Source organism: Seonamhaeicola sp. NFXS20 (assembly GCF_049132085.1).
Taxonomy (GTDB): Bacteria; Bacteroidota; Bacteroidia; order Flavobacteriales; family Flavobacteriaceae; genus Seonamhaeicola.
In genome coordinates this window covers 130,239-143,946 of the sequence record NZ_JAFMPU010000007.1, presented here as the reverse complement: position 1 = coordinate 143,946, position 13,708 = coordinate 130,239, and the positions used below count along the sequence as shown (strand labels likewise).

Genomic DNA, 13,708 nt, shown 5'->3' with positions numbered 1-13,708 from the left:
AAATAGATTTTATAATTGTTGGTCTGGTTGTCTTCGTTTTTCGTATTTTAAGTCTTGTAAAATACTAGACTTAATACCAATAAAGAAATTCCATGATTTATTATCGCTAAACGGAATCCAGCTAAAATTCATTTTCCAACTTAGTAAATCTCTAGAAAACCGTAATTGCGTATAGGTAAACCCTTGGTTTTTTAAATCATACCCCGATGATGCTCCAATAGACCATTTACTTGTTAGCTCAATATCTCCAGAGAACATAAGTGAGTGTGATGATATTTGATTTTGCCTTGTAGAGTTGGCATAATTTATGGCGTATGCTAAACGGAGGCTCCAAGGTATTTTATGGTTAAAAAATTCATTTTCTTCTTCTTGTTCTTCATTTTTTCTGTTGTCTCTTTGGTTCCTGTCAATTTGCTCATTGGCAAAATCTAAATTTTCTGGTAATACGTCTTCAGGGTTGTCACTCCCAGCAGCGGAACCTCTACCTTTATCTTTGTTGTTGCCATCTTTACTAGATAGAGACCAGCTAGCTGTTAAATTTGCGCTGGTTAACCTAAACAGACTGCCACCGTTATCAATATTAAATGTATTTATTCTGGTGTTATTATTATCTAGTGCGTAGGGGTCTAAGGTAGCACCAAAGTTAACGCTCATTTTGTTATCAAAAAGTTGGGTACTACCACTAACTCTTACAGGGCTCCATTGTAGTGAATCTGCAGCAAAATTATATGCTGTTGAAAAGTTTAAACTATTTAAAAGTTTTATTTTTTTATCTTCAGTAGCAGTAGAATCTTTATCTCTTACTTTGGCTTCAAAGTTATTGGCTAAAGATATTCCCATAGAGCTTGAGAAGCTTTTATTTGGAGCGCCATAAATAGATTCTTCAAACCTTGAATATTCTACATCTGTAGTTGTTAAACCATCGGCAGTAATAACTTCTTCTTCGTAGGTATCATAGTATTTATCAAAAGCAGGATTAATGTTGTAGCTAATAGAAGGAGTCATAACATGCCTAATGGCTTTTAAGTAAGAGTCTTTGCCTTCTTTTTCAAAATTAAACATACCGTAAAGAGTGGTTCCTATACTGGTGCTAAAATTGTAAGTTCTATAAGAATCAAAACCATTTATGGTTTCTGTTACTTCTTCTCCTTCAACAGAATCATAATATTTTTCAATGGTTTTAAATGTCCATACTTCGTTATAACTAGTACTAGCGCTAACACTAAAATTCTTAAATACTTTAAAGTTTGTGCTTAATGGTATGGTATGCTTAAACCCAGCTTTGGCATCATCAAACATTTCTTTTTTAAAGAATAGAGAATCTGTAGTTGTTATGCTGTTTTCTCCTGTTACATTGTATTGTAAGTTTATGTTTTGAATAATACCCTTTTTTGAGCCTGTTTTGGATGCAAATGGATAAACTCTTCCTATACTTCCTTGAAAGGTTGGAAGGGTCATATTTATGGTTTCTGTATTGGTGTTTTGAGAATGTGTGGCACTTAAACTGTAATTAATTGCAGGTTCCGTATCAAAAGTTTTTGAATATGAAACTGATGATGATAATGTGTTTGTTAAATAATTACTACCAGTATTAATTTGATTTATTGATGACTGGTAATATTTGCTACTACCTAAATTAACTGAAGCAGAAAAACGAGAACTAGGGCTGGCTTTAGAATCTTGACTATGAGACCACCGTATGTTGTAAATAGTGCTCTTAGCATAGTCTGGGAAACCAAATTCACTAGTAATTAAGTTTTCATATCTAAAGGCTACATTACCTCTAAAACGGTATCTTTTTGCATAGGCACTTTCTAACCTTAAACCGTAACTTCCGTTGGTGTAATAATCTCCTAAAACAGCTAAATCTACATAATCATTTATAGCAAAGTAATAGCCGCCGTTTTGTAAAAAGTAACCGCGACTATTTTGTTCACCAAAAGTTGGAATTATAATTCCAGAGGTGTGTTTTTCACTTTGTGGAAAAAAACTAAAAGGTAACCAAACAGGGGTAGGTACATCATAAATATATAAACCAGCTGCTCCGGTAACTATTTTTTTACCTGGTACTATTTTTGCTTTTAAAAGTCTTATGTAATAATCAGGATCTTCAAGGTCTTCAGCGGTAGTGTATTTTGCCTCTTTCACAAAATATACAGAGTCATTTTCTTTTTTGGTAATACTAGCTATTACGGTACCTTCTCCTTGTTCTGTTTTAGAATTGTATATAAGAGCTTTTTGTGTTTCTGTATTAAAAATAATAGAATCTGGTTCTACAACATTACTACCTTGTGTAAAAACCGGTTTTTGTGTGTAACCCTCAATGGTATCGGTTATACCTTTGGCATATACAGTGTTTTTGTTATAGTCTATAGTAATGCTACCAGCAGTTATATTCATATCTCCGTAATCTATAGAGGCATTATTGTATAAATACAGTTTTTGCTGTTTTTGGTTAAACTTTGTGTAATCTGTAGCACTGTATTTAACTATATGTTCTAATAACTCCTTAGGTTTTACAGAATCTGTTACAGTAGAATCTTGATTTTTTTCAGAAATTTCAATGTCTTTTTCCTTTTTAATGTCATTAGCATTAATAACCAATGTGTCTTGAACAGGATTTCCTATAATGGGTTTTGGTTTTTTAGGAATGTCTTGACCAAAGCTTATAGTGTTAATAAACACTGTAAAACTTAGAGCAAAAAGTATTTTAAAGTTGTTTGTTTGCAACGCTTTTAATGTATTTTTGTAAAAGTATGGCTCGGTTTTTGAATTGCCAAAATTACATATATTTTTCTGTGTATTGATTTAAAATTTAAAATAAAATCTACACTTAAAAATAACAAGTAATAAACCGTTTTTTTTAGACGTTAAAATATTTATGCAAACGTACAGATTATCACTTTTCGTATTAATTATAACAGTATTAACATTTTCTTTAGATACTAATGTATATGCTCAATCATCTGCAAAACCATTTGTAATAATGATAGATCCAGGTCATGGAGGTAGAGATACAGGAACTCCAGGAACGGGTAGATACAAAACAACTGAAAAAGATATAGCTTTAGATGTAGCATTGGCTTTGGGTAAAGTTTTGCAACAAAAACTAGCTAATGTTAAGGTTGTTTATACTAGAAATAAAGATGTTTTTCCAACTTTAAACGGAAGAACAATGGCTGCAAATAAAAAAGATGTAGATTTATTTATTTCTATTCACTGTAATGCACAACCAGGAAAAAACGGTACAGCCTATGGCTCTGAAACCTATGTGTTGGGTACCACTAAGAATAAGCAAAATTTAGAAGTAGCAAAAAGAGAAAATAGTGTTATTGCTTTAGAAGATAATACAGAAGTTTACAAAGACTTTAATCCAAATTCTACAGAGTCTGTATTAGGTTTAATGTTAGCACAAGAAGAATATTTAGACCACAGTATAAAACTAGCTCGTTATATTGAAGATGAATTTCAAGTTACCGCTAAACGAAGAAGTAGAGGGGTTAAACAAAATATTTTCTACGTTTTGGCTTACACTTATATGCCTAGTGTTTTAGTAGAGCTAGGGTTTTTAACCCATAAAAAAGAAGAAGATTTTTTAAATTCTAAACAAGGAAAAGATTTAATGACAAAGTCTTTATTCAATGCCATTGAAAAATATTTAAAATATTTAAATTTTAATACAGAAAGTGATGTTTTAGTTGAAGCGACGCAGGTTGAGCAACCTAGCAATGATATAGAATTTAAAATTCAAATAGCAGCTAGTTCCAAAGCATTAGAAACCAAGCCGTATAATTTTAAAGGTTTAAATAAAATTACCAGAATAAAAGATGGTAGTTTGTACAAATACTATTATGGTAGCACAACCAATTATGAAGCTACAAAGCAGTTAGAAGAAGATGCCAGAAGCAAAGGCTATAGCTCTAGTTTTGTAGTAGCTTTTAAAAATGGTAAAAAAATACCGTTAGCAGAAGCCTTAAAAACAATAGCCAATTAAGAGTGTTCTTTTCAAAATTATTTTAAATTTGTTTTTCAAACATATTTATTATAAAATGAGCCATAAAATAGAATTTATAAGAATTTTAAAATTCACATGGCCAGTTACATCTGCCCCAACCATAAAAATCAACTAACACTAGATGAAAATAACAAAAGAAGTTAAAACAGCTTTACTAGTAATTTCAGGAATAGTACTTCTTATTTTTGGGTTTAATTACTTAAAAGGACAAAATCTACTAGATTCTTCACGTAGGTTTTATACAGAATATGATAATGTTGAAGGCTTAACCCCATCAATGCCAGTAACTATTAGCGGTAAAGTAATAGGTAAAATCACTAAAATTGATTTTAAAGGCGATGGTTCTGCTAAGCTTAGAGTAGAATTATTGGTTGATAGCGATTTTCAATTTTCAAAAAATAGTAAAGCCGAATTGTATGAAACAGGTCTTATTGGTGGTAAAGCTATTGCCATTGTACCAGCATTTGATGGCGCAGAAAATGCCAAAGATGGAGATGTGTTAGCTGGAAGTGTTAAGGCAGGTTTAAGTGAATTAGTGAACCAAAAACTTACGCCACTACAAGAAAAATTAGAAGCTGTTCTTGGTAGTAGTAAACAATCACTATCAAACATAAATGATGTTTTTGATGAACAAACAAAAGCTAATTTAAGAAGTAGTATTGCAGAGCTAAACGGAACAATTAAAGCTTTTAAAATTTCAGCCCAATCTATTAATAAACTATTGGCAGATGATAATAGTAACTTAAATAAATCATTGTCAAATGTAGAAGTAATAACATCTAATTTATCTAAAGTATCAGATTCTATAGCTAATACAAACATTGGTAAGACTATTGATAATTTAGAGTCTACTTTAAATAACTTCAATACCATTTTAGCTGGTTTAGAAAGCGGCCAAGGCTCTATGGGTAAATTGTTAAAAGAAGAGACTTTATATAACAATTTAGAAGGCGCAACAGAAGAATTAGAGGAACTTTTAAGAGATATTAAACTACACCCAAAACGCTATTTTAGAATACTTTCTAAAAAAGAAATTCCTTATTCAGCAGACGAAGAAGAAAACAACTAGTATGAATTATTTGCCAAATATAATTTTTGCAATTCTACTCATTTTCGGTATTGGTTATTTTACTAAAAATGTAAAAAAACTAATTAGAAACATTAAGCTTGGGCAAGATGTAGATGTAAGCAATAATAAAAAAGAACGTTTTAAAAACATGATGCGTATTGCCTTTGGGCAAAGCAAAATGGTGCGCAGACCTATTGCAGGCATTTTACATGCTATTGTTTATGTTGGGTTTATTGTTATTAACATTGAAGTTTTAGAAATAATTATTGATGGTTTATTAGGAACTCATAGAGCATTCTCAGGAATAGGAGCAACCTATGGTATTCTAATAGGTGTTTTTGAAATATTAGCCATTTTAGTTTTAGTATCTGTTACTCTATTTTGGATTAGGAGAAATGTAATTAAAATACGCCGTTTCTGGAATAAAGAAATGACTAGTTGGCCAAAAAATGATGCCAATTACATCTTGTATTTTGAAATGGTGCTTATGACACTGTTTTTAATAATGAATGCTACCGATGTATCATTTCAAAGCATGAATAATGGCAATGTTATCAGTCAATTTATAGCACCGTGGTTTAGTAATTTACCAGAAGTTACTTTACATATTATTGAAAGAGCTGCATGGTGGCTACACATTGTAGGTATTTTAATCTTTTTAAACTACTTATATTTTTCAAAACATTTACATATTCTGTTAGCATTTCCAAATACTTATTATGGAAGCTTAAAACCTAAAGGACAGTTTAATAATTTAGAATCTGTAACTAAAGAGGTTAAGTTAATGATGGATCCTAATGCAGATCCATTTGCGGCACCTGCCGAAGATACAAACGAAGAAATACCAGCCAAATTTGGCGCTAGCGATGTACAAGATTTAAATTGGGTACAACTACTTAATGCTTACACCTGTACAGAATGTGGTAGGTGTACATCATCATGTCCTGCTAATTTAACAGGTAAAAAACTATCACCTCGTAAAATTATGATGGATACGCGTGATAGATTAGAAGAAGTAGGTAAAAATATAGATGTTAATAATGGAGAATTTAAAGATGATGGTAAACAATTATTAGGAGATTATATAACCCATGAAGAACTTTGGGCATGTACTACCTGTAATGCTTGTGTAGAAGAATGTCCGGTAAGCATTAACCCATTGTCAATTATTTTAGATATGCGTCGCTATTTAGTTATGGAGCAAAGTGCTGCCCCAACAGAACTGAATAACATGATGAGTAATATTGAAAATAATGGAGCTCCATGGCCTTATAATCAAATGGATAGATTAAACTGGAAAAATGAATAATTCAAAATAACCTAACGGTATGAGTGATGAACTTAAAGTGCCAACCATGGCAGATTTAATGGCAGAAGGCAAGCAACCCGAGGTTTTATTTTGGGTAGGATCTGCTGGTAGTTTTGATGATAGAGCCAAAAAAATAACCAAAGCTTTTGTTAAAATTCTTAATAAAGCAGAAGTAGATTTTGCCGTTTTAGGTACCGAAGAAAGTTGCACCGGAGATGTAGCTAAACGTGCTGGTAATGAGTTTTTATTTCAAATGCAAGCATTAATGAATATTGAAGTGCTAAATGCTTACGAAGTAAAAAAAATAGTTACCTGCGATCCCCATTCATTTAATTGTTTAAAAAACGAATACCCAGAATTAGGAGGAAATTATGATGTAGTGCATCATACACAATTTATTCAAGAATTAATTAAATCAGGTAGATTAAAACTAAAAGGCAACTTATATAAAGGAAAGCGTATTACTTTTCATGATCCATGTTATTTAGGAAGAGCTAACAACGAATATAATGCACCAAGGGAGATTCTAAAAAGCACTAATGCAAGTATTGTTGAAATGAACCGACATAAACGTAATGCATTATGCTGTGGAGCAGGTGGAGCTCAAATGTTTAAAGAACCCGAAAAAGGCGATAAAGATATAAATGTGCTAAGAACCGAAGATGCATTACAAACAAACCCAAATATAATAGCAACAGGCTGCCCTTATTGCAATACTATGATGACCGATGGTGTTAAAGCCAAAGAAAAAGAAGCCGAAATTTCGGTTTTAGATATCGCTGAACTGATTGCTAATTCAGAAGAATTATAAAAAAATGCTAGTAGATTTTAATACATTACCAGAAGAGTCTAAAGTTTGGATTTACCAAGCTAACCGTTCTTTTACAGAAGAAGAAATAGCCGAAATATCCTCTAAATTAGAAACCTTTATTGAAAACTGGACCGCTCATGGTGCCGATTTACATTCTGGGTTTCAAATAAAATATAAACGTTTTATTATAATTGGTTTAAATCAAAACTTAAATGCAGCTACAGGATGCTCTATAGATGCTTCTGTACATTTTATTCAACAATTAGAACAAGAATATAATGTAGATTTAATGGATAAAATGAATGTATCTTATAAACAAGGAGAGTTCATTGCCTATAAATCTTTAGCAGATTTTAAAAAAATGGCAAAAGATAGAGCCATTTCTAAAAATACCATTGTCTTTAATAATCTGGTTAATAACATAGCAGAGTTTAAAGAAAACTGGGAAGTACCAGCTAGTGAAAGTTGGCATAATAGGTTTCTTAACTAAATTTTATTTCACTTCTTTTTATATTTCAAATAGAATGTTGATTTTTACAACTTTCAAAGCGTAAATCCAAAAAAATGGCTAACGATATTTTCTTATTAAATATTTCCGGACAAGATAAACCCGGATTAACATCTGGTTTAACCTCTGTATTGGCAGAATATGGAGCTAAAGTGTTAGATATTGGTCAAGCCAATATTCATGATACTTTATCATTAGGTATCATGTTTGAAATCCCAAAAGGAAAAAAATCAGCAGCCGTATTAAAAGATTTATTATTCAAGGCTTATGAGTTGGGTATTACGGCAAAATTTACCCCCATTTCTTTAGATGATTACGAAAATTGGGTGAGTCTTCAAGGTAAAGATAGGTATATAGTAACTATTTTAGGAGAAAAATTAGCTGCAGAACAAATATCTGAAGTCACAAAATTAGTATCAGAAAAAGGTTTAAATATAGATGCCATTACACGTCTTACAGGGCGTTTATCTTTAGTTAAAGAAGAAGAATATCCCAGAGCTTCAATACAACTTTCTATAAGAGGTAAAATTGATAATAAAGCAGAGTTTACAGAAAAATTCATGCAAATTTCACAAGAAATGGATGTTGATATTGCGTTTCAAGAAGATAATATTTACAGACGCAACAGACGCTTGGTATGTTTTGATATGGACTCTACACTTATTCAAACCGAAGTTATTGATGAGTTAGCAGAATTAGCTGGTGTTGGAGAGCAAGTAAAAGCCATTACAGAGTCTGCAATGCAAGGAGAAATAGACTTCAATGAAAGTTTTAAAAAACGCATGAAACTATTAGAAGGCTTAAGTGAAGAGGTCTTACAAAATGTAGCTGTTAATTTGCCCATAACAAAAGGCGCTAGAAGATTAATAGATACCTTAAAAAATTACGGATTTAAAACAGCTATTTTATCTGGAGGATTTACCTATTTTGGGCACTATTTGCAAAAAGAATTGGGTATAGATTATGTATATGCTAACCAATTAGAAATTAAAGATGGTGCTTTAACAGGTAACTATTTAGGTGAAATTGTTAATGGCGAAAAAAAAGCAGAATACCTTAAAGAAATTGCTAAAAAAGAAGGAATTGATATTAGTCAAACCATTGCTGTGGGCGATGGCGCTAATGATTTACCAATGCTTAACCTTGCAGGTTTAGGAATTGCATTTCATGCCAAACCTACCGTAAAAGAAAATGCAGAAAATTCCATTTCTAGCATAGGGCTAGATGGTGTTTTATACTTATTAGGGTATCATGATAGGCACATCGATTTAATTGAATAGTTTATTAATATTATTTGGTTAACTTCTTCTTTATAAAACTATCTTAAAGTCTTTTTATCTTGTTACTAAAAGTAGTACTTTGGCATGATTATTAGTATTAATTACTTAATGTTAATATGCTTAAAAAATTTTTTATGCGTCAAATTTTAACTACTGTATTTTTTCTTTTCGTTATTAATGTTATATGGGGGCAAATAAATTCTAACCCTTTGCTTTCAGAGGATGTTGAAGCTCAAAAAAAATGGGTTGATAGCATCTACTCTTCTATGACCTTAAAAGAAAAAGTAGGGCAATTGTACATGGTGCAAGTCATGTCTAATCAAGACCTTGCAACCAAAAATAAAATTATTAAACTTATAAAAGAGCATCATATAGGTGGTGTTATTTACTCTAACGGTGGTCCTGTAAGGCAAGCTAAATTAAATAATGAGTTGCAATCTGCTTCTAAAGTACCGTTATTAATAGGTATGGATGCAGAATGGGGCTTAAGTATGCGGTTAGATTCTACTTATGCATTTCCTTGGAATATGACATTAGGTGCCATAAAAAATAATGAGCTTATTGAGAGAACCGGAAAACATATAGGAGAACACTGTAAACGTATTGGTGTACATTTTAATTTTGCCCCAGTGGTAGATATTAATACCAACCCTAAAAACCCAATAATTGGCAACCGGTCTTTTGGAGAAGATAGAGATAACGTAACCGAAAAAGCTTTGGCCTTTATGAAAGGAATGCAAAGTGCAGGCGTGTTAGCCAACGCAAAACATTTTCCTGGTCATGGCGATACAGAACAAGATTCTCATAAAACCTTACCAACAATAAATTTTGATGCAAAAAGAATAGATTCTGTAGAACTGTATCCTTATAAAAAACTTATAAAAGAAGGACTTTCAAGCGTAATGGTGGCGCATTTAAATGTACCTAGTTTAGAGAGTCGTTCAGGTTATCCATCATCATTATCTAAAAATATAGTAACCAATATTCTAAAAGGTTCTTTAGGCTTTAAAGGACTTATTTTTACAGATGCCTTAACCATGAAAGGTGCTGCAGATTTTGATTTAACAGGCGAAATTGATGTAGCAGCTTTTAAAGCAGGAAATGATGTTATGCTTATGTCGGAAGATGTTGAGGTTGGCATTTTAAGAATTATTAGAGCTTATAATAATGGCGAAATTTCAGAAGCTAGATTAGCACATTCTGTTAAAAAAATACTGCAAGCTAAGTACAAAGTAGGTTTGCATAATTATGAACCTGTTGGAGTCTATAATCTAACTAAAGATTTAAACAGATTAGAAGATGATATTTTATATGAAGAGTTACTTGAAAATGCCATAACTGTTGTAACTAATAAAGATAATTTATTACCAATACAGCACTTAGAAACTAAAACAATTGCCTATGTAGAAATGGGAGATGATACTGGCGCTACTTTTTTTAACGAATTAAAAAAATATACCAAAGTTCATCATGTAAAAGCAGAACTGCTAGGAGAATTAATAGGGAAATTACAAGTTTATAATACGGTTGTTATTGGTTTTCATAAATCTAATGCTAACCCATGGAAATCATATAAATTTACAGATAAAGAACTTGCTTGGATACAAGAAATAGCCAAAACACATAATGTAGTTTTAGATGTATTTGCAAAACCTTATGCGCTGGCCGATTTAAAAAGTATTGATAATATAGAGAGCATTGTTGTTAGCTATCAAAATAGTAAAATAGCACAACAAAAATCGGCACAAATAATTTTTGGTGCATTAGCCTCTAAAGGAAGCTTGCCAGTTTCAGTAGGAGCCTTTTTTAAGGCAGGAGATGGTGTAAAATTAAATGATATTAAACGCTTAGGATATACTGTGCCAGAACGTGTTGGTATGAGTTCAGAAAAATTAAAAATAGTAGACTCTATAGCACAATCGGCTGTAAGTCGTAAAATGACTCCTGGAATTCAATTACTAATAGCCAGAAAAGGAAAAGTTATTTATAATAAGAATTTTGGAAAACATACCTACGAAGGTAAAACCAAAGTTAGTTATGATGATATTTATGATGTAGCTTCTCTAACTAAAATTCTAGCAACACTTCCGTTACTAATGGAAATGGAAGAACAAGGAATTGTTTCTTTAGATAGCAAATTATCAGACATATTACCAGAATACAAAGGTTCTAATAAAGAAAATATTACCATAAAAAAAATGCTATCTCATTATGCCAGATTACGCCCTTGGGAGCCATTTTACTACCATACTTTAGATACGGTTACAAAAAAACCAAGTAAAAAATATTATAGAAAAAATAGGAGCGAAACTTTTAATATAGAAGTTGCTAAAAACCTATATTTAAGGTCTGATTATCAAGATTCTATTCAAAAAATCATCAGAGATTCCGATTTGTTAGATAGATTGAGATACCGTTACAGCGACTTCCCATATTATATTTTAAAGAAATTTATTGAAAACCATTACGACAAAGGTTTAGACGAGTTAGTTCAAGAACATTTTTATCAATCGTTAGGAGCCAATAATACTTTGTATAATCCTTATCATACTATTAGTAATAAAAAAATAGTTCCAACAGAGATTGATGATTATTATAGGCACCAAAAAGTTCATGGTTTTGTGCATGATATGGGAGCCGCCATGCAAAATGGAGTAGGAGGTCATGCAGGTATATTTAGTAATGCTAATGATGTAGCTAAGATTATGCAAATGTATTTGCAAAAAGGGTTTTATGGTGGTAAACGCTATTTAAAACCAGAAACAGTTGATAAATTTAATACCTGCTATTATTGTGAAAAGCACAATAGAAGAGGTGTAGGTTTTGATAAACCACAATTAGATGAAGAAGGTCCAACCTGTGGTTGTGTGTCTATGAGCAGTTTTGGTCATTCTGGTTTTACAGGAACCTATGCTTGGGCAGACCCCGAAGCAGAAATAGTATATGTGTTTTTAGCAAATAGAACCTACCCAAAAGCAGGTAAAAATTTATTGCTAAAAGAAAATATTAGAACTGAAATACAACGCTTTATTTATGAAGCAATTGAAGATTAATAAAGTACTTAACACTAAAAGTTTTAATAATTATTTTTAAGTACTAAAAACTTGATATATGAAAATAGGAATGGTTTGTTACCCTACTTTTGGAGGGAGTGGTGTAGTAGCTACAGAACTTGGTTTAGAGCTCTCTAAGCGCGGTCATGAAATTCATTTTATTACATACAATCAACCAGTACGGTTAGAATTAATAAGCCATAACGTACATTATCATGAAGTTAATGTGCCAGAATATCCGTTATTTCACTATCAACCTTATGAGTTAGCGTTATCAAGTAAATTAGTAGATATGGTAAAGCTTCATAACATTGAAATTTTACACGTTCATTATGCCATTCCGCATGCGTATGCAGCTTATATGGCAAAACAAATGTTAAAAGAAGAAGGTATTAATGTTCCTCTTGTAACAACACTTCATGGAACCGATATTACTTTGGTAGGGAGTCACCCGTTTTATAAACCAGCAGTAACATTTAGTATTAATAAATCCGATGCCGTAACTGCTGTTTCTAAGAGTTTAAAAGATGACACTTTGCGTTTATTTGACATTAAGAAAGATATATACGTAGTTCCTAATTTTATAGATTTAGATAAATACAACCATAGTTTTACAGATTGCCAAAGACATATTATGGCAGAAGATAATGAAAAAATTATTACCCATATAAGTAATTTAAGACCTGTAAAAAGGGTGCAAGATGTTATTACTGTGTTTTATAATATTCAAAAGGAAATTCCCGCTAAATTAATGTTTATAGGAGAAGGCCCCGAAAGAGAATATGTAGAGCAGCGTTGTATTGAGCTTGGAATTGATGATAAAGTAATTTTCTTTGGAAGAAGTAATGAAATTGATAAAATATTGTGCTTTAGTGATTTATTTCTACTACCATCACTTACCGAAAGTTTTGGTTTAGCAGCCTTAGAAGCTATGGCATCTAAAGTACCTGTAATTTCTAGTAATACAGGCGGTATTCCTGAAGTTAACATACATGGGTATTCTGGATTTTTAAGTGATGTTGGTGATGTAGAAGATATGACCAAAAATGCCCTGTATATTTTAAGTAATGAAAATAGATTAAAAACCTTTAAAGAAAATGCTAGAACCCAAGCTTTAAAATTTGATTTACATAAAATAGTACCTCAATACGAAGTTGTTTATCAAGATACTTTAAATAAATGTTTGGTGTTATAACTTTTTAAATACCTAATGTAGGTAAGTGTTTTACTTTGTGATAGGTTAATGCAGTTTTTATACAAAGTTTTAAAGGCTCCTTAGGTATTTCATCATTTAATTGAAAGATAATAGCGCGTGTACCTTCAAACTCAAAATAATTCTTAAAAATACTTTTAAAGGTAGAAACTAACCTGCTAGTACATTGAAAGTACATGGCATATTGGTTAGGTGTTTTTGGTTTCCAATCAATTCTTAAAGTGCTTCCGTGTTTAGTAATGTAGCTTGGTTCTCCCCATTTTAGGGTTTCTTCTAAAACATCAATACTTTTAGTTTCGTTGGCGGTTTCAATAATAAGAGCTCTAAGTGCAGCCATTTCATTTTTAATATGTTCTGGGTAATTATTAAAAATAGTAGCTACATTTTTGTTTGTTTTTAGTTTCATAATAGAAGATTAAATTATAAAAAACTCTTATTGAAGATAACAAA

The 13,708-nt window shown here is 31.5% G+C and carries 10 protein-coding genes; 8 read left to right on the top strand and 2 right to left on the bottom strand.

All coding sequences use genetic code 11. From position 1 onward, the window contains the following. Positions 1 to 9: 9 nt before the first annotated feature. Entirely contained in the window at positions 10 to 2,730 is a 2,721-nt protein-coding gene (locus J1D01_RS11565; protein WP_421150919.1) for a putative LPS assembly protein LptD, read from the bottom strand. A gap of 151 nt (positions 2,731 to 2,881) precedes the next feature. On the opposite strand from J1D01_RS11565, the gene J1D01_RS11560 reads away from it, so the two are divergent. The 8 genes from J1D01_RS11560 (at position 2,882) to bshA (ending at position 13,240) form a co-directional block, all read left to right on the top strand. Beyond that, on the top strand, positions 2,882 to 3,994 hold the full coding sequence (locus tag J1D01_RS11560) for an N-acetylmuramoyl-L-alanine amidase family protein (protein ID WP_421150918.1): 1,113 nt from the start codon (positions 2,882 to 2,884) through the stop codon (positions 3,992 to 3,994). A gap of 142 nt (positions 3,995 to 4,136) precedes the next feature. Further along, positions 4,137 to 5,084 carry an MlaD family protein gene (locus J1D01_RS11555; protein ID WP_421150917.1) on the top strand — a complete coding sequence of 316 codons (948 nt, stop codon included), beginning with the start codon at positions 4,137 to 4,139 and terminating at the stop codon, positions 5,082 to 5,084. Position 5,085: 1 nt separating this feature from the next. Further along, on the top strand, positions 5,086 to 6,393 hold the full coding sequence (locus tag J1D01_RS11550; protein ID WP_421150916.1) for a 4Fe-4S dicluster domain-containing protein: 1,308 nt from the start codon (positions 5,086 to 5,088) through the stop codon (positions 6,391 to 6,393). A 19-nt stretch (positions 6,394 to 6,412) separates the two neighbouring features. Further along, positions 6,413 to 7,204, top strand: a complete 792-nt coding sequence (locus J1D01_RS11545; protein WP_372936632.1) for a (Fe-S)-binding protein — start codon at positions 6,413 to 6,415, stop codon at positions 7,202 to 7,204. 4 nt (positions 7,205 to 7,208) lie between these two features. After that, the gene (locus J1D01_RS11540) at positions 7,209 to 7,694 is read left to right on the top strand and encodes an ABC transporter ATPase (protein WP_372936630.1); all 486 of its coding nucleotides are present in this window, start codon (positions 7,209 to 7,211) and stop codon (positions 7,692 to 7,694) included. A 74-nt stretch (positions 7,695 to 7,768) separates the two neighbouring features. Next, a complete protein-coding gene (gene serB / locus J1D01_RS11535; protein ID WP_372936628.1) occupies positions 7,769 to 8,992 on the top strand; it encodes a phosphoserine phosphatase SerB in 1,224 nt (407 codons plus the stop codon). Positions 8,993 to 9,126: 134 nt separating this feature from the next. Next, positions 9,127 to 12,045 carry a glycoside hydrolase family 3 N-terminal domain-containing protein gene (locus J1D01_RS11530; RefSeq protein WP_372936626.1) on the top strand — a complete coding sequence of 973 codons (2,919 nt, stop codon included), beginning with the start codon at positions 9,127 to 9,129 and terminating at the stop codon, positions 12,043 to 12,045. Between the two features lie 58 nt (positions 12,046 to 12,103). Further along, positions 12,104 to 13,240 (top strand): N-acetyl-alpha-D-glucosaminyl L-malate synthase BshA, encoded by a 1,137-nt coding sequence (gene bshA / locus J1D01_RS11525; protein WP_372936624.1) that lies wholly within the window; start codon positions 12,104 to 12,106, stop codon positions 13,238 to 13,240. 4 nt (positions 13,241 to 13,244) lie between these two features. Here the strand turns inward: bshA and J1D01_RS11520 are convergent, their stop codons facing one another. Next, entirely contained in the window at positions 13,245 to 13,664 is a 420-nt protein-coding gene (locus J1D01_RS11520) for a DUF1801 domain-containing protein (RefSeq protein ID WP_421150915.1), read from the bottom strand. Between the last annotated feature and the right edge of the window lie 44 nt (positions 13,665 to 13,708).